Here is a 20,322-nt window from a genome sequence, read left to right as displayed (position 1 = left end):
GCGAGCCGATCGAAGAGCCGACCGCGAGCTTACTTGTCGCCCGTGACGAGCGCACGGAGGATGTCACCGTACGCCGGCCGCGTCACGAGCACGCCGATGAGGACACCGAGGATCGTGATGATCGCGAACCCGCGGAGGTCCCCGAGGCTCAGGACCGCGAGCGGACTCATCGCGACGATGGTCGTCGCCGCCGCCGCCCCGATCACCCAGAACGCCTTCCTGAAGCGCGACTGGAAGACGCGCTGACTGGAGACCTCCTCCGCCATCACCTCGTCGGCGATGATGATGAGGTCGTCCACCCCCGTCCCGATGACCGCGATGAACCCGGCGATGTGACTCAGGTCCAGCGGGAGGCCGACGATCGACGCGAACCCGAGGAGGAGCGCGACCTCCGAGAGCGCGGTGACGACCATCGGCGCAGCGACCGTCGCACTCCGATACCGGATGTACACCGTGAACGACACGGCGAGTACCGCGACGATCGCCGTGATGAGCGCGTTCACCTTGAACTGGTCGGCGAGCGCGCCCTCGAGCGTGAACGTCTGGCGCTCGCTGAGGTCGAGCGGCGCCGGCAGCGCACCCGCTTCGATGTTCGTCTGGATGCGCTGGGCTTCGCTCTGGTTCCCCGCGGTGAAGAAGAACCGCGGGTCGTTCGCGAACTGCTCGCTCCGGATCGTCTGCGCGAGCCGTCCGTCCATCGAGAACGCACCCTTCACGTCACCGTTCACGACCGTCAGCAGACAGTACCCGTCGTCGTTCCGGGTGCGGGTCGCCGACGCGTTCGCCGGACACGACTGGTAGTTCCGGTCGCTCGTGAACCCGACGCGGTTCAGGACGTTCTGGAATCGCTCCCCGCCCCGCTCGGTGAGCTTCACGGGGACCTCCCAGCCGGACCCGGCCTGCGCGCGCCGCGGCGGGTCGACCGTCCGGATGCCGTTCGCGTCCACGAGCACCTCCTCCTGCATCGACTCGTTCCCCGGATACCGGACCGCGAGCTGGACGAGCCCACGCTCGTCGAGGAGTTCGACGAGCGCCTCCGGCTCCCGGTTCGGCGCCTCGACGACGACGTACCGCTGACCGCTCGCCGCGGACGCCACCGTCGCCGTACCACCGGAGAGCCCGGTCGCGTCGAGCTTGCTCTGGATGCTCGACGCCATCCGCGCGTACGTCTCCGGCGACGGGTCGTCGCGCACGTGCTCGGTCGTCACCTGCGTCCCGTCGATACGCGTGATGCCTTCGGCGCGTAACGCCGACACGAACTGGTCCGCGCTCACCGAGTCGTTGAACACCTCGACGACGTGGCCCTCCTCGGTCCGACAGTCGACGTTCGACGCCGTACAGTCACGGACCGCGACGTCGAGCGACGGGACGCCGAGGCGTTCGGAGACGTTCCGCACGACGTCATCGTCCGCCCGCTGCACGTCCAACTGGGTCGCGCTCATCCCCGTCACCGGCGTCCGGATGCGCGTCCCACCGTTCAGTTCAAGGCCGTACTGGAGGTTCGTCGGCCCCGTCACCTCGCTCTCGCCGAGCGTCGCCGACGGCACGAACAGCACGATGGCGCTCATCGACAGCATCACGACGAGCAAGACCACGCGCCAGTTGCTACGGAGGTCAGCCATCAGTTGCTCACCTCACCGAGCTCGTACCAGCGAAGGAGACTCAAGTTCATCATGTACGTGTTCATCAGGTCGGTCGCGAGACCGAGGACGAGGACGATACCGATCGAGGCCATCAGGTCGATCCCGAAGAGGTACGCCGTCACCGCCATCACCGCCATCGCGGACAGCGACGTGAGCGTCATCGTCACACCGGTCCGCATCGCGCGAGCGGTGCTCTCGTAGAACCCGCCCTCGCGCCGGAGGATGTGGTTGTTCAGGAGGATGTCGGAGTCCACCGAGTACCCGATGAGCATCAGGAGTGCCGCGACCGTGCCCAGCGAGAGGTTGATTCCGACCAGTCCCATGATCGCGAGCGGGACCGCGATGTCGGAGAACGCCGAGATGACGATAGCGATCGAGGGCACGAACGACCGGAAGAGCGCGAACGCGAGCACGCTCATCCCGGCGAACGCGATGCCGAGGCCGACGAGCGCCGTCTGCTGCGCGGACGACGCGAACCGCGGCGTCGTCGACTGCCGGGACTGCACGACCGCGCACTCCTCGGCGTTCTCACAGGTCGGTTCCAGGTTCGCTCGCGCCTGATCGGCGAGGATGCTTCCGTTCGTGCTATTGCCAGTGTCGGCGAACGTCACGAGGTACTGCGGTTCGGCGGTCCCCGCGGCCGCCTGGATGTTCGCCGGTTCCACGTCGAACGCCGCCCCGATCTCGCCGCGTGGCGTGTCCGTCTGCACCGTCAACTCGGTCCCACCCGTGAAGTCGATACCCAGTGGCACCGGTGAACCAGTGGTGACGTACAGAGCGACGAGAACCACCAGCGCGACGGCCAACACGGCGAGAGGAATGGCCGCGAGCTGGCGGTTCGAGTACCGCTCGTAGTCGACCTCCGGTACCTCGAACTTGCTCATGCCGCCCGGTCCGCCGCGGGCGAAAGTAAGCCTTCTTATCTCTCCTCCGCTCCCGGCGACCCACGCAGCCGGTGCGTTGGGGTCGGGAGCGACTGCGCGAGCGTCGCGTCATCGCGACGCACGCTTTTGTCCGCCGACGCCGTACGCGTCGTCATGAGTACCGCGTCCCGCGTCGTGCTCTCGTACCCGATGGACCTCTCGGACTGGAGTCGGCAACAGGTGGACACGGATCACTTCCACGCGTGGCTGCGTCGCGTCCACGACGACGTCGAGCGCGGCGACACGTGGACCGAGTTCGTCGACATCGGCTGCTGTGGGAGCACGTACGACGTCCCGCTGCGCGTCGAGGAGGTAGAGGGCGGCGACCGCATGGGACCAGACACCGAGATCGAGTACACCGTCCGGGAGGCGTGCGACCTCGAAGGTGGATGGAAGGTGCAGAGCGCGGACGGCCCGGCACCGGAAGCGGCCGACCGATAGGGCCAGAGCGCGGACGGCCCCGACCGTACGCGAGCGATGCGTGCCGCGGTCAGTCGGGGAGGTAGCGGACGTTCAGGACGCCAGCGTCGGCGTCGCGACGCACCTCGACGCGGACGGCGCCGACGCGGCCGGCGCGAGCGACGGTCTCCGCGTCCGTGATGACGTCCTGGGCGGCCTGCTCGGTGTCCTCGGGCGGCACCGAGAGGACGTGGAGTTCGCCGGTGCCTTCGCGTTCGATGCGCTCTACCTCACCGACCGAAAGCGACTCCGCCGCTTCCATCGCCTGCTTCGTCGGCGACAGGTCCGTGTCGACGACGTCGACGTGACGCGCGTAGTCCACGTCGACGAGCTCGTAGACGACGTCCATCGGCGGCACCGGCTTCACGGTGGCGCCGACCACCATCTCCGGCTCGAACTCGCTGTCGTTGTCCGCGAGCGTGTACACCTGGCCGGCGTCCACGTCGCGTAACACGGCGCTGTCGGCGTCGGCCTCCGTCACGAGGAACGTCGCGGTCGTCTCAGTCATGCCCACGGGTAGCCCCTCGGTGCCCTTCGGGGTTTCGTCACGCGCTCGGCGTCTTGTGCCGGCGGTCGAGGAGGTACATCGCGACGCCGACGAGCGCGGGCGGGAGGATGCTCGTCAGCGGCGGCATCGCGTACAGGACGCGGACGACGGGCGCGAACAGGCCGCTGGGGTCGGGGCGCGTCGTGACCTCGCCGTCGAGCGTGAACTCGGGCGGCATCGAGATGACCGCCGCCGCGTAGAGCGCGAGGAAGTACACGAACCCCAGCAGCGCCATCCGGTGGTCGAACTGGGCGTCGCCGCGACCGCGGCGGTGCTCGCGCGCGACGAACAGGACCGGGGCGACGATGGGGGCGACGACGGCGAGCGCTACGAACACGTAGAACGACCGGACGAACGTGAACGTCCCACCGCCAGCGCCGAGCGTGTTCGAGACCGCGACCGTCACCGCCGCCGCGAAGAAGAACGCGAGCAGCGTCGCGAGCAGGCCGCTCAGGGTCGCGTAGAGCGTGAACAGCCGCGAATCGGTCTCGCGGAGCGCGTACGGGAACGCCGTCACGAGCCCGCCGTACGTGGAGCCGTCGCTCTCGTCGGCGTCGTCGCTGCTCCGAGCGCCCTCCGCGGCCGCGACGCCGTCCTCTGTCATCCCTCGACGGTTGGGGCGAGACGGTCAAAAGCGGCGTGGTTGCCGGGCGCGCACCGCGAGCGAGCGTCCGAGGACCTCTCGAACGTCGATGGCGGCTGGCGGTGATGGCAAGACCCTTGTCGCCGCCGGGCGCGCTTCCCCGCATGCACGTTGACATCGCGAACGCGCTCGCCGAGACCGCGTCTCCCGGCATCGGGCGGGACGCGCTCGACCGGCTGGACGACCAGGTCGCGGCGGCCCACGACCGCATCCGGCGCGGCATCGACGCCCGCGAGCACGGGTACGCCGCGCTCGCGCTCCCCGAGGACGTCGACGTGGACGCCATCCGGGAGACCACGGCGGCGTTCTCGGACACCGAGACGCTCCTGAGCGTCGGTATCGGCGGGAGCGCGCTCGGCGCCGCGACCATCACGGACGCGCTCGCCGACGGCTCCGACGTGGACGCGCACTACCTCGACAACGTCGACCCCGGGTGGGTCACGGGACTGCTCGACGCCGTCGACCTCGCGTCGACGACCGTGAACGTCGTCTCGCGCTCGGGGACCACGGCCGAGACGCTCGCGAACTTCCTCGTCGTCCGCGACGCGATGACGGACGCGGGCGTGGACTGGACCGAGCGCACGTTCGTCACCACGGGCGATCGCGGGCCGCTCCGGCGGCTCGCCGACCGCCACGACCTCCCGACGCTCCCCCAGCCCGAGGGCGTCCCCGGCCGGTTCTCGGCGCTGTCGACGGTCGGCCTCGCGGCGGCGAGCGTCTGCGGACACGACCTGGACGCGCTCGTCGCCGGCGCGAGCGAGCAACGCGAGAAGCTCGGCCCGAGCCTGCACTCGAATCCGGGGTACGCGTACGGCGCGGTGGCGTACGCGCTCGACCAGCGCGGCGCGAGCGTGAACGCGATGATGCCGTACGCTGAACGCCTGGAGACGTTCGCGGAGTGGTTCGCCCAGCTGTGGGCGGAGAGCCTCGGGAAGGACGGGCTCGGACAGACCCCGGCCAGAGCGCTCGGCGCGACCGACCAGCACTCCCAGCTCCAGCTCTACCGCGCCGGCCCCAGAGACAAGCTCGTGACGCTCGTCCGCCCCACCGAGCGCGACGACCACGCGATACCAGAGAGCGACGCCGAGGAGCTCGCGTACCTCGAAGGCACCGGCCTCGGCGAACTCATGGACGCGGAGTTCGACGCCACGGAAGCGAGCCTCGCGGCCGCCGGCCGCCCGAGCGTCCGCGTGGCGCTCGACCGCGTCGACGAGCGCGAACTCGGCGCGCTCCTCTACGCGATGGAAGCGGCGTGCGTCCTCGCCGGCGAGCTCTACGGCGTCGACACGTTCGTCCAGCCCGCCGTCGAATGGGGGAAGAACGCCGCGCGTGGCCTGCTCGGCGAAGGCGACTACGACGAAGCCGACGCCGTCGCCGCCAAGGACGAACTCGTGATCGAGTAGCTGGTCGTCCCGGTGGCGGTCGCGCAACGGAAGGGCCTATGTCGGCGGAGGCGTTACGGGCGAGCATGTCCGTCGAGTCGCGCGAAGGGTGGTCGCCGGGTCGGTTCGTGGCCGCGGCGCTCGCGATGGCGTTCGTCGGCGCGGTCGGTATCTTCGCCATCGCGGTCTGGCAGACGGTCGTCTACGGGCTCGTGACGGACGTCGTCTGGGAGCCGCCGTTGTCGGGAGCTCGCCAGCAGATACTGTCGACGGTCGCGCTCGGGTTGGCGACGACGATGACTGCAGGGATCTACCTCACGTACACGAACCGGTCGCTGTCGTTCCTCGACGTTCGGACGCCGACGCTCCGCGAGGTCGCGTGGGCGGTCGGCGGTATCGTCGCGCTGTTCGCGCTCCTCCAGGTCATCTCGGTCGCGTTCGAGGCGTTCGGTATCTCCACGAGCCAGCACTCGACGACGCAGGCCGCGGCGTCCGAACCGTCCCTGCTCCTCCCGCTCGTCCCCCTGAGTCTCCTCATCATCGGGCCTGGCGAGGAGCTCCTGTACCGGAACGTCGTCCAGAAGGCGCTCTACGAGCACGCGCCACGCTGGATGGCGGTCCTGACAGCGAGCGTCATCTTCTCGCTCGTCCACATCCCCGCGTACTCCACGGGCGGGACCACCGGCCAGCTCGTCGCCACGCTCACGGTCATCTTCACGCTCTCGCTCGTCCTCGGCACCGTCTACGAACGCACCGAGAACCTCCTCGTTCCCGCGTTCGTCCACGGGAGCTACAACGCCATCCTGTTCGGGTTCGAGTACGTCGAGCAGACCGCGGGACTCGTCGCGCCAACCCTCCTCTGAGCCCCCGCGACGACGGCCGCTGTCGGTCGACGCCGTCACCGGTCGACGCGTCGTCGCGACCGGACGTCAGCTCGGGTTCTTCCGCGTGAGGTCGCTCCCACAGATCGGGCAGCGGTCCTTGTTCTCGTCGAACTCGCGCCCGCAGCCCGCGCACTGGAACACCCAGTCGCGTTGCTCGCTGATGCCGTCGCGTGCGATGACCTCGACGCGCACGTCCAGTCGCTCGGCGACGTTCTGCATCGCGTAATCGTCCGTGACGAGGGTCCCGTCGAGCTCGAACGTCGTCGCGACAAGGCGGACGTCCGTATCGGAGAGCTCCGCGAGGTCACCGGTCTCGCGCGCGGCGCGCTCCACGCGCTCGACGGTGCCGGCGTCCGGGATGTGAATACGCATGCCCGCGCCCTCCATCGCGTCGAACCGATACCCGCTCTCGTCGGTCAGTTCCTCGCGAACGAGCGGTATCGTCGCGAGCTCGTCCTCGGAGTGATACTCGTTGATGAACGCAGAAGAGTCCAGGACCTTCATCCGAGCTAGCGGTCGACGACGATGTAGTCCTTCACGGCCTGCACGCGCGACACCGGCACGCGGAAGCGGCCCTGTTCGTCCCGGTCGTAATCGATGGTTCGCGTCGGCGTGTCCTCGTGGGGCTCCACGATGAGGTCGTGGAGTTCGCCGCTCTTCAGGTCCATCGTGACGTTGTACAGCGCGCCGAGTTCGGTGCCGTCAGACCCCATGACGGCCTTGTCCGAGATGTTCTCGGCAAGTATATCGGGCATACCCTCCCGTACCGAACGACGGCTAATAAACGCCACGGGGTCGTCAGCCGGCCTGACGTCGGCTACGAGTGCGAGCCCACAGAGCCGGCAGGCGGGACGCGAACTCGCGTGGCGGAGCGGTCGTCGACCGGGGTGATGGCGTCCGGACGGACGCATACGGCAATCTTAAATGCCGGCGCGAGAAGGTTCTGAGTATACCTTCTGGGTGGTCACCATGTCGGACTCATCGGACGCCGGCGACCCCGGCACAGACACGCTGCGCACGCCCATCGTCGCCGTCCTCGGTCACGTCGACCACGGCAAGACGAGCTTGCTCGACAAGGTCCGCGGGTCCGCGGTCATCGAGGGCGAAGCGGGCGCGATCACCCAACACATCGGCGCCACCGCGGTGCCACTCGACGTCATCTCCGACATCGCGGGGAGTCTCGTCGACCCGACCGACTTCGACCTCCCCGGACTGCTGTTCATCGACACCCCCGGCCACCACTCGTTCACGACGTTGCGCTCGCGCGGTGGTGCGCTCGCGGACATCGCCATCCTCGTCGTCGACGTGAACGACGGCTTCCAGCCGCAGACCATCGAGGCGCTCGACATCCTGAAGCGCACGCAGACGCCGTTCGTCGTCGCGGCGAACAAGGTCGACACCCTCCCGGGATGGAATCCCGTCGAGGACGCTCCCATCCAGCAGTCGATGGAGACCCAGTCCGATCGCGTCAAGCAGGAACTCAACCAGTCGCTGTACGAGATCGTCGGTGAACTCAGCGACCACGATTTCAGTGCGGACATGTACTGGCAGGTGCGGAACTTCCAGCAGAACGTCGGCGTCGTTCCCGTCTCCGCGATGACTGGCGAGGGCGTCCCGGACCTCCTCACCGTGATGATGGGGCTCGCGCAGCGCTACATGAAGGACGAGATGCAGGTCGACGTCGGTGGGCCCGGCGTCGGGACCGTCCTCGAGGTCAAGGACGAGAAGGGGTTCGGGACGACCATCGACATCGTCCTGTACGACGGCACCATCCGCGCGGACGACGTCATCGTCGTCGGCGGGGAGAACGACCCGATCGTGACGGAGGTCCGCGCGCTCCTGCAGCCGCGGCCGCTCGCGGAGATCCGCACGGAGAGCCGGTTCGAGCAGGTCGACGAGGTCGTCGCGGCGGCCGGTATCAAGGTCGCGGCGCCGGAGCTCGACGAGGCGATGTCCGGCGCGCCGATTCGAGTCGTCCGCGACCGGCCCGTCGAGGAGGTCGAGCGCGAGGTCCGGAGCGAGCTCGCGGAGATCGCGGTCGAGACCGCCGAGGAGGGCGTGGTCGTGAAGGCGGACACGCTCGGGAGTCTGGAGGCGATGGCGAACGCGCTCGAGGAGGCCGAGATCCCCATCGTGCGCGCCGAAGTGGGTGCGGTCGCGCCGCGTGACGTCTCCGTCGCCTCCACTGCGGACGAGGACACGAACAAGACGATCCTGGCGTTCAACGTGGACGTGCTCGACGACACGGAGCGTCGCGTCGAGGAGAGCGACGTCCGCATCTTCGAGAGCGACGTCATCTACCAGCTCGTCGAGGAGTACGATGAATACGTCGAGGAGATAGAGCGCGAGCAACAGGAGACGGTGCTCGACAACATCACGCGCCCCGCCAGGTTCCAGCTCCTCATGGACCACACGTTCCGGCAGAACGACCCGGCGGTCGTCGGCACGGAGATCCTCTCGGGGACGGTCAAGAACAACATGAACGTCGTGAAGTTCGAGGGGAACGAGCCGACGCGCGTCGGCCAACTGAAAGGCATCCAAGAGAACGGCGAGGACGTCGACGAGGCCCGCGCCGGAAGCCGCGTCAGCCTCGCCATCGACGGCCCGACCGTCGGCCGGCAGATCGAGGAAGGCGACGAACTCTGGATCGAGATCCCCGAGAAGCACGCGAAAATCCTCGAACAAGAGTTGAAGGAAGAGATTCCGATGGACGAACGAGAGGCGCTGAATCAATACCTGGAGAAGCAGCGCAAGCGCGACCCGTTCTGGGGGAAGTGAACTGACTCATCTGGCATACGGCCGCCGCCAGGCGGCCGTTTCGGCGTTCGAACGACGGGTTTTCGGCCGTCAGTCGAGTGGTTTCGCGAACGTCACCTGCTTGGGTTCGTAGTCGCGGTGCTCGTAGAATTCGCGTGCGGGTTCGTTCTGCCATTCGGCGCTGACTTTGAGGAAGTCGCAGTCTTCGGCGTCGGCCAGCGTTTCGGCGTGTTCGAGGAGTGCGGTGCCGTGGCCGTCGCCACGGTGTGGTTCTTTGACGTAGAGGTCGACGATCTTGAGGTAGTCGCCGCGTTCGCGGGAGGGATGTTCGCCGAACTCGAGGTGGCTGAACGCGATGGGGTCAGGTTCGTCGTCGACCTCGCGGAGGAAGGTGCGGTGGTCGTCGCTGTCGAGGAGGCGTTCGAAGCCGCCGACGGCCTGCTCGGCGGCGCCGTCGTGGAGTTCGTTCAGGTCGGAGTACTGCTCCATCTGTTTCGCGAGGGGATACCAGAACTCGGTGGCTAGCAGGGGTGCGTCGTCGAGGGTGGCTTCGCGGATGTCCATGTCGGGAGTGGCGGCGTCGGCGGCGTAAACGTTCCCGTGCAGTGAGGCTTGGTATCGTCGGTCGTGGTCTCGTCGCCGCGACGAGGGTTTATGTCTCTCGTGCTACTCGTTCTGAGTCCATGCCGCTAGAGCAACTCGACTTCGAGGTCGGCGGAGAGACGTACGAAGGTCGGTTCGTGACGCCGCCGGCTGGTGATGCGGAGGCGTGCGTGGTCGTGGTTCCCGGCGCGGGCCACGGGCCGTTCGGCGATATCTTCGACATCACGATGTACGAGTTAGCGAACGCTGGCGTCGCCTCGTTCCGCTACGAGTCCTGGACGAGCAGCGACGAGCTCGACGCGAAGACGCTCGCGGCGTTGCAGGCGGAACTCCAGGCCGCGGTCGACCAGACCGCGGACCGCGGGTACGAGCACGTCTCGCTGCTCGTCAAGAGCTTCGGCGGCCGCATCGCGTTCACCGACCTCCCCGAGCGCGTCGAGCGCGTGCTCGGGTGGGCGCCGGCGGTCGTGTTCGCCGACGACTCCGGGCTCGACGAGCAACGCGACGTTCCGCTGGACGACCTCGACGATGGCCTCGACATCGCGCCGACGGACGTCGCTGGCGTCGACGTCCCGGTGACGCTCCTGTACGGCGACGAGGACCACTTCTATCCGGAGCACGCCGAGGCGCTCGCGGACGCGCTCTCGGACGCCGAGTTGCGCGTGCTCCCGGGGGAGAACCACTCGTTCAACGCGCGGCGGCGGGTGGTCGTCGCGGAGACCGTCGCGGCGCTCGCCGGCGAGCACTGACCGCGGCCGGGGCGGGAACGGCCACGACCCGGCGCCTCACTCGGTGGCCGACGGGAACGCCGAAGTGGTATTGTAGTAGCACCACATACATACGTTCAGTGATAGGTATGGGGCGGGACGAGGAGAGAGAGCACCCGCGCGACCGAGCCGCCGACGCCGCCGGGCTCGCGTGGTGGGAGTACGACGTCGAGACCGGCGCGTTCGACGCGGTCGCCGACGGCGACACCGCCTGACGCCGCGACGCCGGCCCCCGTCGACGGCTCTCACTCGTCGCGACGAAGACCCGCGAGAACGAGAACCGTCGCGTCTAGCGCGCCGTCGGCGTCACCGACCCCTGCAACGCCTGCTTCACCTGGAACGCCGCACTCGCCGCGAGTCCGCGAGCGACCTCCGCCTGCTCGTCCGCGTCGATGAACGGCTCGTCGAGATTCAGGTCCTCGGCCTCCGGCGTGAACCCCGCACTCACCGGGTCGCCGACCGGCGGCTGGACCGCGATACGCGCCTGCGGTCCCGCCACGCCCTGATGGACGTCGCCGTCGACGATGTACTCCTTCGGGAGGAACTCGCGCGTCTGCGCCGCGATAGCCGACACGTCCCGCCGGAGCGCACTCTTCTCGGCTGTCGACAGCTCCGGCACGTCCTCGACGTTTCGCTTCCCGGCCTGCGTGATCCCCGGCAGTCCAGCGTACGGCGTGTTTCCATTCATCGCAGAGCTACCACTCCTACGCGCCAGCCGACTGAAAAAGGTTCGGTCGAGGTAGCTCCGACGACAGCCCGCGCGGCTCTCCTTCTCACGTCACACGAGCGCGTCAGCAGTCCCGTACACCGCGAGCACGACAGCCGTCGTGTGCGTCCCCGGCTCCACCTCCGCGGACTGCACGCGCACCCGCGGGTCGTCGAACGCCCACGCCGAACGCAACTCCTGCCCGGCCGCGACACCGCGACGGACGCGCTCCTCCACGTCCGCCGCGTCCGTCGGCCCCGCCGCCTCGTAGAACAACCCGCCATCGGGCGACTGCACCCACGCCAACCCCGCCGAGACGTGCCCCGGCTCGCTCGCCGTCGCCCGCGCCTCCACGACCGTCAACCGCCCACCGACCTCGCCCAACGCCGGCGCCGTCCCGACCGGCTCCACGTCCGCATCCGGCGGCATCATCGACGACACCGACACCAGGTTGTAGTTGTGGACGCCGGCGTCCGCGAGCGCCGCGTCGTAACTCGCCATCTCCGTCGGGCCCGTCCCCGACCCCCAGACGACGCGAATCGTATCCATACCACCCCTCGACGCGGCGTGCCGTTGGGCGTTGCGATTCCGTCGGCACCGTCGAACTCCGTGAGAGGGAACGCCTTTCGCAGAGCGCGAAACGATGCGGCGCTCGACTCGAGGGAGAAGACGGTGCGTTCGTCCGTTCACGACGCTGGTGGCAGCAGTTCCGAGTACCACGTTCGATACCGGACCTCGGTGGGGTTCCGGTATCGTTTACACGAATACTGACATAGACCAGGCCTGTGAAAAATATCCGCGACCCGCTCTACGGGTTCATCACGGTCAACGAGATGGAGCTGCGCGTGATAAGCGCGCCAGTGGTTCAACGACTTCGCCGAATCGCCCACCTCGGGTTGTCGGACGCGGTGTATCCGAGCGCCACGCACTCCCGGTTCGAACATTCGCTGGGAGTCATGCATCTCGCCGGCGAACTGGCCACGTCGTTGGGTCTTCCCGATGACACGGTCCAGGCGTACAGGATTGCGGGCCTCCTACACGACGTCGGTCACTCGCCGTTCTCTCATGCCCTGGAGGGCGTTATCGAGGAGAGATTGGGGTTCGAGCACGAACGGCAGTCCGAGCGGATCATCCGCGAGCTCGAAGCCCTGTACGAGCCGGACCCGGAGTACGTCATCGACATCATCCACGGGAACACGAGGTACGATATCGTCGCCGGAGACATCGACGCGGACCGGCTCGACTACCTCCAGCGGGATTCGCGTCGGACCGGGTTCCGGAACAGCAGCGTCGACGTCCGGACCATCGTCAAGTTCGCGCAGCGACGCGACGACCAGATAGTGTTCGACAAGAAAGCGGTGCAAGCGATCGAGGACATGTTCTCGGCGCGGCTCAGGATGATGAAGACCATCGCCGGGCACCACGCCACGCGCATCGCCGAGGCGATGCTTCGACGGGCAGTGGACGACTTCCTCGACAACACCGCATACACGGCCGAGGACGTTCTGACGTGGGACGACTACCAGCTCCACACGCGTCTCCTGGAACACGAGGGCCACGAGAGCATCCCGGCGAAGGCAGACGAGGGGTTGTACACGCGGATCGCGAACCGGAACCTGTACAAACGAGCGCTCTACGTCAACGAGAACGCCATCGGGCGCGACAGGCTCTCGGAGATCGCGACCGAGTACGACGACCCGACGCGTATCGAAGCGCAGATCGCGGCCCAGGCTGGCATCAGTCCGCAACGCGTCATCGTAGACCTCCCGTCGCTCCCTGCCGGTGAGAGCACGCGCGTCCGCATCTCGATGCCCGACGGGGTACAGGACTTCTCGGACATCTCGCCGACGCCGTCGCACCTCGTCGACGTACAGTGGCGGAACACGGTTCTCGGAGTGTATGCCCCACAGGGCGACGTCGACACCGTGCAAGCAGCGGCACGAGACCACTTCGAGCTCTGAGCGACCCGTCCTATCGACGTCACCGACACGAGAACGACCGCGAACGCTACCGCTCCACGACGTCGAGAACGAAGAGAGAGAGAACCGCCTGGGGTCGGAGCGTTAGATGTAGTCGACCTGCTCGTACAGCTCGAGCTTCATTCCCTTGCGCTCGCGGATCTCCATGATCTGCTCGCGCTGGAGGTTGTCAGCCATGAACTGGAACCCGGAGTTCTCCGTGTTCCAGGACGCGCGACCCTCGGTCGCGGAACGGATGTCGGAGGAGAACCCGATCATCTCCTCGACGGGCGCCTCGCCCTCGACGACCATGAGGTCGCCCTCCTGGTACATGTCGTCGACGCGGCCACGGCGACCCTGAATCTCGCCGGAGGCCGCACCCATGTGCTCGTTCGGCACGTCGATACGGACGTCCTGCATCGGCTCCTTGAGTCGGACCTTCCCCTTGACGAGCGCGTTGTGGACCGCGTTCCGGACGGCCGGGATGACCTGCGCCGGACCGCGGTGGATGGTGTCCTCGTGGAGACGCGCGTCGTGCAGACGGATGAGTGCACCCTCGACGGGTTCCGCGGCGAGCGGGCCGTCGTCGAGCGCCTCCTCCATCCCCTCGACGACGAGTTCCATCGTCTCGTTGAGGTGCTGGATACCCTTCGTCTCGTCGACGAGGATGTTCGTCCGGTGGATAGTCTCCACGTCCTGGCTCGTGTCCTTGTCCATGCCGGCCTCCTGGAGTGCCTCGCGGCGCTCCAGTTCGGGCATGTCCATCGAGATGTTCCCGTGCTTGATGCTCTCGACGATGTCCTCGCTGAGCGGCTCGATCTCGAGGTAGAAGCGGTTGTGGCGGTTCGGGGAGATGCCCTCGACCTCGCCACTGTCCTGCTGGATGGCCTCGCGGAACACGACGATCGGCTCACCGGTGTTCACGGGGATGCCCTGGTTGCGCTCGATACGCTGGGTCTGGACCTCCAGGTGGAGTTCACCCTGGCCGCTGATGAGGTGCTCGCCCGTGTCCTCGTTGATCTCGATCTGGATCGTCGGGTCCTCCTTGGACACCTGACGGAGCGTCTCGATGAGCTTCGGCAGGTCGTCCATGTTCTTCGCCTCGATGGACTTCGTGATGACGGGCTCGCTGATGTGGTCGATGGACTCGAACGGCGTCATCTCGACGCTGGAGACCGTCGACCCGGCGATCGCGTCCTTCAGGCCGGTGACGGCGGCGATGTTCCCCGCGGGAACGTGCTCCACTTCCTCGCGCTCGCCACCCATGTAGATCCCGACGGACTGGACGCGGTTCTTCCCGGCCGTCCCGGACACGTACAGCTCTTGGCCCTTCTCGAGCGTCCCCGAGAACACGCGGCCCGCGGCGATCTCGCCGGCGTGCGGGTCGATACCGATGTCGGTGACCATGAGGACGACCTCGCCGTCCTCGTCGACCATCCGCATCGTGTCCGCGAGTTCGCTCTCGGCGTCACCGCGCCAGATGCGCGGGATACGCATCGGCTGCGCGTCGACGGGGTTCGGGAAGTGCTCGCAGACCATGTCGAGCACGACGTTCGACAGCGGCGTCTTCTCGTGGAGTTCCTGGCGCTTGTCCGCGCGCTCCATCTCCATGATGTCGCCGAAGTCCATGCCGGTGCGCTGCATCGACGGCATCGAGACGCCCCACTTGTAGAGCGCGGACCCGAAGCCGACGGTGCCTTCCTCGACGCTGACCGTCCAGTCGTCGACGTCGTCCATCTCCTCGGTCATCCCGGCGATGAGCTCGTTGACGTCGCTGATGACGGAGAGGAGGCGGTTCTGCATCTCCTCGGGGCCCTCCTGGAGCTCGGAGATGAGGCGGTCGACCTTGTTGATGAACAGCGCCGGCTTCACGCCCTCGCGGAGCGCCTGCCGGAGCACCGTCTCCGTCTGGGGCATCGCGCCCTCGACGGCGTCGACGACGACGAGCGCGCCGTCGACGGCGCGCATCGCTCGCGTCACGTCGCCACCGAAGTCGACGTGGCCGGGCGTGTCGATGAGGTTGATGAGGTGGTTGGTGTCCTCGTACTCGTGGGTCATCGAGACGTTCGCCGCGTCGATGGTGATGCCGCGTTCCTGCTCGTCCTCCTCGGTGTCCATCGCGAGCTGCTGGCCCGCGGTGTCGTCCGAGATCATCCCGGCGCCGGCGAGGAGGTTGTCGGTGAGTGTCGTCTTGCCGTGGTCGACGTGCGCGGCGATGGCGATGTTCCGGATGTTCTCCGGTTTGTCCATCAGCCGTTCGCACTGTTCGACGATCTTCTTACGTCGGCCCATTGGTGTTGGATACCGTCACGCCGTGTAAAAGTATGCTGTTTTCGATTCGCACCGAGGGCGCGAAACAGCGGTTTTCGCGGGTCTCAGAACCCCTCAGTGCGTCAATGGTACGCACGGTGCTGGCGTCCCGAGCGACGTCACGAGAACGGGAGCAGTCGGGCGGACGGGCCCGTCAGCAGCGGGTCGCGTCGAGGAGTCCGCATCGCTCGCGGCCGTCCCAACCGGTCGCGGCTCGAAACGGCGAGAAGCGTTATCCCGGTGACTACGGTACGACATCACGATAAATGACGAGGACACGACGCGTCGACGGGTGCTCGCCGCCGGAACGGTGGCGAGCGCGTTCGGTCTGTCGGGGTGCCTGCGGCTGAGTCAGGCGGAACCGACCGGAACGACCACGACCGGCGACGACGGGGGCGCGACGACCGTCGACGAGGCGACGACCGAACGGTCCACGACCGAGGAATCGACCGACACCGACACCGAGACGACCGAGTACGGGAGCCCGAAGCTCGGTATCTCGAAGGGTACCGAACCGTCGACGGACCCGGTCGAGACGTGGTCCTCAGACACGGGTGTGAACCTGCACGCGGGCGAGCTTCGAATCATCGACACCCGCGACGTCGCGTGAGCGCGGTCGCGTTTTCGGGACTCGAGCCACGGGTCCCTGCCGGGGCCGCAACCCTCATACGCGCACGAACCATTGGGAACTTGTAACATGGACGTTCGTGTCCAGGGTCGTGTGCCACCCGCTCCGTTCCTCGGCGCGCAGGACCGCTTCGAGACCGAGTACGACGTCTCCCTCCCCGTGCACGTGCACGTCCGCGACGACCCCGACGAACGCACGTGGACCGGGCACTACGACGACAAGCACGTCCTCAACATCTCCCAGCAAGCAGCGACCTCGGCGATGGCGCGCGAGCTCGCCCTCCACGAGTACGCGCACATGACGCGCTACGAGGAGGAACACCCCTCGCACCTCCAGAGCACCGACGAGGCGCTCTACCTCGGGCTCGCCGGGAACAGCGTCGAACGCCGGAAGGTCGCGCACTGCTATCAGATCGCGAACCACATGAAGGACATCTACGCCGACGACATCACGCTCTCGCTCGGCGACAGCGACAAGCTCGTCTCGTTCTTCGAAGCGAGCCTCGCCGCCGCCGTCAGCGACCACGGTACCCCACCCAGAGCCGGACTGACGCCCGTCACCGCGGACGCCGACCCCGACATCACCGCCGTGAACGCCGCGTTCGCGCTCGCACTCTGCGAACGCCACGACCTCGTCGCCGACGACCACCGCCTCTACGACCTCGCGCACGCCGCCGGCGAGGACGCCCCCGGCGTCAGCGTCGACTCCTTCAGACGCCACTTCCTCGACCTCGGCGACGACCCCACCGAGAGCGAGTACCGCAAAGCCCTCGTCGACGTCACCCGCGAGTACGCGCTCGGCGGACAGCAAGCAGCGGATTAAGAAGTGCGGACCATTAAATTGTCAAAAGAGTGAATATCTCGCCAGAGCACGGCGGAATAGTAAGTTCGACAACAACAGTTATGACAGCAGGAGCGTAGTTCGAGACGATGGAAGATGATGACTCGATGTGTCGCCGTTTCGTCATGGCAGGAGGACTGACAGGCCTACTGGGACTCGGGGGCTGTCTGCGGCTGTCAGAAACAGGACAAACTGCGGAGACGGGGCAGACCGCTGCCGCCAGCGCAACGAACGACCCAGCCACCGGTACCGACGTCGAGGGTACCTGGGACTTCGACGGACCGGAGTATCCGCCGGGGGTCAGCGAGCACGGCGTGACAGATGCTCTGGTTCTCGCTCACAGCAAAGAGACGCGTGGCACGGCCCGGAGCGTCGAGACGCAGCACACGGAATTCCTTCATCGGACAACGAAGTTCGACGGTCGCGGCCGGATGCTCGTAGAGGCGTCGAATCAGAGCGGGACGTCGAGTCGACGCGAGACGTTCGTCGAGGACGGGGAGATATATCAACGAGAGACGATCGGCGAGGAGCGGATCTACGCTCACGATACGGATCTGAGGTTCAGATACGACCCGAAGGTACTCACCGGCGAGAACCTTCTGAACGCACTGTTCTTGGGTGGGGACTTCGTACCGACGGGGACCCAGACCGTCGACGGAGAGCGATTGTTCGTCCTCGAAGCGAGCAGCGTCTGGGATACGGAAACGCTCAAGCAGACAAAGGGTGTGAACCGTTTCGTTCAACGGTCTCAGTTCCCGCTCGAGTCATTCTCGGGGACGGCGCTCGTAACGCCAGAAGGAATCGTTCGAGAGATAGAGGCGTCTCTTCAGGGACGCGACGACGGCGGCACGTTCACCGTGAACACACGCGAGATAGGGTCGACGTCGATGTCCGAGCCGTCGTGGAAATCGAAAGCGAAACGAGAGGAGTCGAGTTTCAGCGCGTCGCTATCCACGGATTCGAGATACATCGAGCTAGAGCAGACGGGCGGGCAGACCATCGGCGAGAGCGAAAGCGTCCCCCTCAAGCTGTTCGCGATGGACCAGGACTTCTTCACCGGGTTCTTTTACGGGTCGACGAGTGTCGGGACGACGTTCTACCTCTACAAGACTGGCGAACGCACCGACGCCGACGAGAAAGAGCTCGGCATCTCCAAAGGCTCGCCGCCGACAGAGCCAGTCGACTCGACGTGGGGAGAGAACGCAGGCGTCGGACTCTACGTCGGTAGTCTCCGCGTAGTCGAAGGGGAGACCGTCGGGTGACGGGGCGAGCGTCCGAAGAACGAACACCGGATCGTGACCTGTCTCCCGGTCCGCAGCAAGTGCACGGGTCTCCCGAACCGCACGCCGAGTGGCACGGTTGCACGTAGTGGCGGGAGTATCGCGATTTCTCAACGCTACTGGCGGACGCGTGCTCAGTGGCTGACCAACGACTCACTGACGACCGGTCGGTGGCTAACGTTTGGCGTGCCGGACCGGGTGGTTCACGGGGCGTATCCGACAGCGGCGACGAATTCTAGAGAGAGTGGGGCGGCAGTTCGGCGAAGCCTCTTGTGTCGACCGCACCGAGTCCAACCTGGGTCGCAGCGGTCCGTACGCGCGTTCGAGCGACCCAGCCAACCCGGTTCGGCCACGGAGCAATCGAGGTCGACACCTTCCCCGCTGGCGGCGTCGACTTCAGCCACTCCCCTCGGCGAACGTTCCCGGGTCCCTGGCGGTGCGAGACGCCCCTAGTCGCTTCGCGGGGCGAGACCGCCGGCGCGACGTTCGGCGTCGGCATCGTCACCATCCTCTTCATGCTCCCCGTCGCCATCCTCGCCGCCGACATCGTCGTCCTCGGCGGCCTCGGCGGCGCCCTCCTCGTCGCCGCGTCGCTCCTCTTCGTCGCGTACCTCTTCACCACGACCCTCGGCTCCATCGCACGCCTCGCACTCTACGTGTACGCTACCGACGGCCAGCGTCCCAGCGCGTTCGAAGACGTCGACCTCGGCCGCGGCCCCGAGTGACGGCGTACAGACTCGCGGATTGTCGAACCGGTCGCTCTCCACCCGTCGAGAACGAAGAGAGAAAGACCGAAATTAGCGTGCTGCCGCCGCGACGCGCTCGGACTCTTCCTTCTGGTTGATCGCGTACGTCTGGACGTCGTAGTCCGCAGCTCCCGTGAGCTGCTGGGCGAGCGCCTCCGCCGCGGTCGTCGTCGTCTTGAACGACGACCCCTGAACGCCCTCCGCGAGGAACATCAGGGACTGGTCGACACGTCGCTGCGGCGCGACGTCGACCGCCTTCGGAACCGAGATACCACCGTACTTCAGGCGGACCGTCTCCTCGCGCGGCGCCGCGTTCTCGACGGCCTCGACGAGCACCTGCACCGGGTTCTCCTCCGTCCGCTCGTGGACGATGTCGAACGCCTCACGCACGATCTGGAGCGCCTGCTGCTTCTTCCCCGTGTTCTCCTCGGTCTGCATCAGGCGGTTCGCGAGACGCTCCACGATGGAGAGCTCGCTCTTCTTGAACTGCTTGCCCGCGTGACGGCCCATCGTGTGCGCGATCGGCGTGACCGTGATGTAGCGCTCCGTGGACGGATCGCTGTACTCGATACCGGTGATGTCCCACTGGTCGAAGAGCTGGGCGCGCGCGCCCTCCTCGTCGGTTCCGGCGGGCTTCTCGGGTTCGGGTGTGTCTTCTTCCGACATGATTATCGAACCGGTTTCTCCGCGTTCCCGCGAACGAGCTCGATCATCGACACGCCGTTGACCTTCTCGACCTTGTAGTTGACACCCGAGAGGTCGCCCATCGCACGACCCTTGGCCCCACCGATACCGGCGATGGTGACCTCGTCGTGCTCGTCGATGAACGAGATGGCGCCGTCACCGGGACAGAACGCGGTGACCTGCTTCCCGTTCTTGATGAGCTGGACCCGGACGCACTTCCGGATCGCGGAGTTCGGCTGTTTCGCTTCGATACCTACCTTCTCGAGGACGATGCCGCGACCCTGCGGCGCGCCCTCGAGCGGGTCGGACTTCTTGCGAAGTCCACGCTCGCGTCGCGCGTAGTCCGAGTCGGACCACCGCTGCTGCTGGCGGTCCTTCTTGAGCTTGCGCGCGGCGTACTTGCCGTTCGCCATAGTACCAGCCGCTACCTGTCGGAGGCACTTAAGCCCACCCCTTTCGAGACGGTGTGACGGCCTGAGGTCGCTCTAGCGACCCCGATAACGCCCTCTCAGTCCGTTTCGGTTCGTGCGTTGACGCGTTCTGCGCGCGCCGTAGCCCCGCA

At 66.9% G+C, this 20,322-nt stretch carries 23 protein-coding genes; 11 read left to right on the top strand and 12 right to left on the bottom strand.

Annotated features, from left to right (window positions below; genetic code table 11):
- Positions 1–29: 29 nt before the first annotated feature.
- Positions 30–1,622 carry a preprotein translocase subunit SecD gene (locus SM754_RS06140; RefSeq protein ID WP_323675346.1) on the bottom strand — a complete coding sequence of 531 codons (1,593 nt, stop codon included), beginning with the start codon at positions 1,620–1,622 and terminating at the stop codon, positions 30–32.
- Complete coding sequence (gene secF / locus SM754_RS06135; RefSeq protein WP_323675345.1) at positions 1,622–2,527, bottom strand: protein translocase subunit SecF; 906 nt, start codon at positions 2,525–2,527, stop codon at positions 1,622–1,624. Before secF ends, SM754_RS06140 begins: the two co-directional genes overlap by 1 nt.
- A 153-nt stretch (positions 2,528–2,680) precedes the next feature.
- Between secF and SM754_RS06130 the strand changes: the two genes are divergently transcribed.
- Positions 2,681–3,007: a DUF7968 family protein gene (locus SM754_RS06130; protein WP_323675344.1), complete on the top strand. Its 327-nt coding sequence runs from the start codon at positions 2,681–2,683 to the stop codon at positions 3,005–3,007.
- Between the two features lie 49 nt (positions 3,008–3,056).
- On the opposite strand, the gene SM754_RS06125 is transcribed toward SM754_RS06130, so the two are convergent.
- Both SM754_RS06125 and SM754_RS06120 read right to left on the bottom strand, forming a co-directional pair.
- A complete protein-coding gene (locus SM754_RS06125; RefSeq protein WP_323675343.1) occupies positions 3,057–3,533 on the bottom strand; it encodes a DUF5812 family protein in 477 nt (158 codons plus the stop codon).
- A gap of 37 nt (positions 3,534–3,570) precedes the next feature.
- Positions 3,571–4,176, bottom strand: coding sequence for a DUF8056 family protein (locus SM754_RS06120; RefSeq protein ID WP_323675342.1), 606 nt, complete (start codon positions 4,174–4,176; stop codon positions 3,571–3,573).
- 143 nt (positions 4,177–4,319) lie between these two features.
- Here SM754_RS06120 and SM754_RS06115 point away from each other — a divergent pair, with 143 nt between their 5' ends.
- A complete protein-coding gene (locus tag SM754_RS06115) occupies positions 4,320–5,618 on the top strand; it encodes a phosphoglucose isomerase-related protein (RefSeq protein WP_323675341.1) in 1,299 nt (432 codons plus the stop codon).
- Positions 5,619–5,683: 65 nt separating this feature from the next.
- Positions 5,684–6,460, top strand: a complete 777-nt coding sequence (locus tag SM754_RS06110) for a CPBP family intramembrane glutamic endopeptidase (protein WP_323675340.1) — start codon at positions 5,684–5,686, stop codon at positions 6,458–6,460.
- A gap of 66 nt (positions 6,461–6,526) precedes the next feature.
- On the opposite strand, the gene SM754_RS06105 is transcribed toward SM754_RS06110, so the two are convergent.
- Positions 6,527–6,985: an NOB1 family endonuclease gene (locus SM754_RS06105; RefSeq protein ID WP_323675339.1), complete on the bottom strand. Its 459-nt coding sequence runs from the start codon at positions 6,983–6,985 to the stop codon at positions 6,527–6,529.
- 5 nt (positions 6,986–6,990) lie between these two features.
- Positions 6,991–7,236: a PRC-barrel domain-containing protein gene (locus tag SM754_RS06100; protein ID WP_323675338.1), complete on the bottom strand. Its 246-nt coding sequence runs from the start codon at positions 7,234–7,236 to the stop codon at positions 6,991–6,993.
- Positions 7,237–7,450: 214 nt separating this feature from the next.
- On the opposite strand from SM754_RS06100, the gene infB reads away from it, so the two are divergent.
- Positions 7,451–9,259, top strand: coding sequence for a translation initiation factor IF-2 (gene infB, locus SM754_RS06095; RefSeq protein WP_323675337.1), 1,809 nt, complete (start codon positions 7,451–7,453; stop codon positions 9,257–9,259).
- A gap of 69 nt (positions 9,260–9,328) precedes the next feature.
- On the opposite strand, the gene SM754_RS06090 is transcribed toward infB, so the two are convergent.
- Entirely contained in the window at positions 9,329–9,802 is a 474-nt protein-coding gene (locus SM754_RS06090) for a GNAT family N-acetyltransferase (protein ID WP_323675336.1), read from the bottom strand.
- Between the two features lie 119 nt (positions 9,803–9,921).
- Here SM754_RS06090 and SM754_RS06085 point away from each other — a divergent pair, with 119 nt between their 5' ends.
- A complete protein-coding gene (locus SM754_RS06085) occupies positions 9,922–10,590 on the top strand; it encodes an alpha/beta fold hydrolase (RefSeq protein WP_323675335.1) in 669 nt (222 codons plus the stop codon).
- A gap of 107 nt (positions 10,591–10,697) precedes the next feature.
- Positions 10,698–10,823 carry a hypothetical protein gene (locus SM754_RS06080; protein ID WP_323675334.1) on the top strand — a complete coding sequence of 42 codons (126 nt, stop codon included), beginning with the start codon at positions 10,698–10,700 and terminating at the stop codon, positions 10,821–10,823.
- Positions 10,824–10,897: 74 nt separating this feature from the next.
- Here SM754_RS06080 and SM754_RS06075 read toward each other — a convergent pair whose 3' ends face one another.
- Both SM754_RS06075 and SM754_RS06070 read right to left on the bottom strand, forming a co-directional pair.
- Entirely contained in the window at positions 10,898–11,296 is a 399-nt protein-coding gene (locus SM754_RS06075; RefSeq protein ID WP_323675333.1) for a DUF5811 family protein, read from the bottom strand.
- A 90-nt stretch (positions 11,297–11,386) separates the two neighbouring features.
- Positions 11,387–11,863 (bottom strand): pyruvoyl-dependent arginine decarboxylase, encoded by a 477-nt coding sequence (locus SM754_RS06070; RefSeq protein ID WP_323675332.1) that lies wholly within the window; start codon positions 11,861–11,863, stop codon positions 11,387–11,389.
- Positions 11,864–12,099: 236 nt separating this feature from the next.
- On the opposite strand from SM754_RS06070, the gene SM754_RS06065 reads away from it, so the two are divergent.
- Entirely contained in the window at positions 12,100–13,275 is a 1,176-nt protein-coding gene (locus SM754_RS06065) for an HD domain-containing protein (protein WP_323675331.1), read from the top strand.
- A gap of 102 nt (positions 13,276–13,377) precedes the next feature.
- Here SM754_RS06065 and SM754_RS06060 read toward each other — a convergent pair whose 3' ends face one another.
- On the bottom strand, positions 13,378–15,564 hold the full coding sequence (locus SM754_RS06060) for an elongation factor EF-2 (RefSeq protein WP_323675330.1): 2,187 nt from the start codon (positions 15,562–15,564) through the stop codon (positions 13,378–13,380).
- Positions 15,565–15,874: 310 nt separating this feature from the next.
- On the opposite strand from SM754_RS06060, the gene SM754_RS06055 reads away from it, so the two are divergent.
- The 4 genes from SM754_RS06055 to SM754_RS06040 all read left to right on the top strand — a co-directional run bounded on the left by SM754_RS06055 (position 15,875) and on the right by SM754_RS06040 (position 19,055).
- Positions 15,875–16,192 (top strand): hypothetical protein, encoded by a 318-nt coding sequence (locus SM754_RS06055; protein ID WP_323675329.1) that lies wholly within the window; start codon positions 15,875–15,877, stop codon positions 16,190–16,192.
- An 87-nt stretch (positions 16,193–16,279) separates the two neighbouring features.
- Positions 16,280–17,032, top strand: a complete 753-nt coding sequence (locus SM754_RS06050; RefSeq protein ID WP_323675328.1) for a DUF5781 family protein — start codon at positions 16,280–16,282, stop codon at positions 17,030–17,032.
- Between the two features lie 107 nt (positions 17,033–17,139).
- Positions 17,140–18,312: a DUF7537 family lipoprotein gene (locus tag SM754_RS06045; RefSeq protein WP_323675327.1), complete on the top strand. Its 1,173-nt coding sequence runs from the start codon at positions 17,140–17,142 to the stop codon at positions 18,310–18,312.
- A 290-nt stretch (positions 18,313–18,602) separates the two neighbouring features.
- Entirely contained in the window at positions 18,603–19,055 is a 453-nt protein-coding gene (locus SM754_RS06040; RefSeq protein WP_323675326.1) for a hypothetical protein, read from the top strand.
- 72 nt (positions 19,056–19,127) lie between these two features.
- Here the strand turns inward: SM754_RS06040 and SM754_RS06035 are convergent, their stop codons facing one another.
- Together SM754_RS06035 and SM754_RS06030 are read right to left on the bottom strand one after the other, a co-directional pair.
- Complete coding sequence (locus SM754_RS06035) at positions 19,128–19,742, bottom strand: 30S ribosomal protein S7 (protein WP_323675325.1); 615 nt, start codon at positions 19,740–19,742, stop codon at positions 19,128–19,130.
- 2 nt (positions 19,743–19,744) lie between these two features.
- Positions 19,745–20,173, bottom strand: a complete 429-nt coding sequence (locus SM754_RS06030) for a 30S ribosomal protein S12 (protein WP_166038610.1) — start codon at positions 20,171–20,173, stop codon at positions 19,745–19,747.
- Positions 20,174–20,322: the final 149 nt, after the last annotated feature.

The sequence above is a fragment of the Halorubellus amylolyticus genome (assembly GCF_034808145.1).
Classification (GTDB): Archaea; Halobacteriota; Halobacteria; order Halobacteriales; family Natrialbaceae; genus Halorubellus.
The sequence above is the reverse complement of the archived record's forward strand: the minus strand, read 5'-3'. Positions and strand labels throughout refer to the sequence as shown.

What these genes read in the sequence shown, in the direction of transcription:
- SM754_RS06050 (WP_323675328.1), top strand. Translation starts at nt 16,280, where the DNA reads ATGGACGTTCGTGTCCAGGGTCGTGTGCCACCCGCTCCGTTCCTCGGC.
- SM754_RS06140 (WP_323675346.1), bottom strand. Translation starts at nt 1,622, where the DNA reads ATGGCTGACCTCCGTAGCAACTGGCGCGTGGTCTTGCTCGTCGTGATG.
- SM754_RS06070 (WP_323675332.1), bottom strand. Translation starts at nt 11,863, where the DNA reads ATGGATACGATTCGCGTCGTCTGGGGGTCGGGGACGGGCCCGACGGAG.
- SM754_RS06030 (WP_166038610.1), bottom strand. Translation starts at nt 20,173, where the DNA reads ATGGCGAACGGCAAGTACGCCGCGCGCAAGCTCAAGAAGGACCGCCAG.
- secF (WP_323675345.1), bottom strand. Translation starts at nt 2,527, where the DNA reads ATGAGCAAGTTCGAGGTACCGGAGGTCGACTACGAGCGGTACTCGAAC.
- SM754_RS06125 (WP_323675343.1), bottom strand. Translation starts at nt 3,533, where the DNA reads ATGACTGAGACGACCGCGACGTTCCTCGTGACGGAGGCCGACGCCGAC.
- SM754_RS06120 (WP_323675342.1), bottom strand. Translation starts at nt 4,176, where the DNA reads ATGACAGAGGACGGCGTCGCGGCCGCGGAGGGCGCTCGGAGCAGCGAC.
- SM754_RS06085 (WP_323675335.1), top strand. Translation starts at nt 9,922, where the DNA reads ATGCCGCTAGAGCAACTCGACTTCGAGGTCGGCGGAGAGACGTACGAA.
- SM754_RS06100 (WP_323675338.1), bottom strand. Translation starts at nt 7,236, where the DNA reads ATGCCCGATATACTTGCCGAGAACATCTCGGACAAGGCCGTCATGGGG.
- SM754_RS06045 (WP_323675327.1), top strand. Translation starts at nt 17,140, where the DNA reads ATGGAAGATGATGACTCGATGTGTCGCCGTTTCGTCATGGCAGGAGGA.
- SM754_RS06090 (WP_323675336.1), bottom strand. Translation starts at nt 9,802, where the DNA reads ATGGACATCCGCGAAGCCACCCTCGACGACGCACCCCTGCTAGCCACC.
- SM754_RS06075 (WP_323675333.1), bottom strand. Translation starts at nt 11,296, where the DNA reads ATGAATGGAAACACGCCGTACGCTGGACTGCCGGGGATCACGCAGGCC.
- infB (WP_323675337.1), top strand. Translation starts at nt 7,451, where the DNA reads ATGTCGGACTCATCGGACGCCGGCGACCCCGGCACAGACACGCTGCGC.
- SM754_RS06080 (WP_323675334.1), top strand. Translation starts at nt 10,698, where the DNA reads ATGGGGCGGGACGAGGAGAGAGAGCACCCGCGCGACCGAGCCGCCGAC.
- SM754_RS06115 (WP_323675341.1), top strand. Translation starts at nt 4,320, where the DNA reads ATGCACGTTGACATCGCGAACGCGCTCGCCGAGACCGCGTCTCCCGGC.
- SM754_RS06035 (WP_323675325.1), bottom strand. Translation starts at nt 19,742, where the DNA reads ATGTCGGAAGAAGACACACCCGAACCCGAGAAGCCCGCCGGAACCGAC.
- SM754_RS06060 (WP_323675330.1), bottom strand. Translation starts at nt 15,564, where the DNA reads ATGGGCCGACGTAAGAAGATCGTCGAACAGTGCGAACGGCTGATGGAC.
- SM754_RS06130 (WP_323675344.1), top strand. Translation starts at nt 2,681, where the DNA reads ATGAGTACCGCGTCCCGCGTCGTGCTCTCGTACCCGATGGACCTCTCG.
- SM754_RS06105 (WP_323675339.1), bottom strand. Translation starts at nt 6,985, where the DNA reads ATGAAGGTCCTGGACTCTTCTGCGTTCATCAACGAGTATCACTCCGAG.
- SM754_RS06110 (WP_323675340.1), top strand. Translation starts at nt 5,684, where the DNA reads ATGTCCGTCGAGTCGCGCGAAGGGTGGTCGCCGGGTCGGTTCGTGGCC.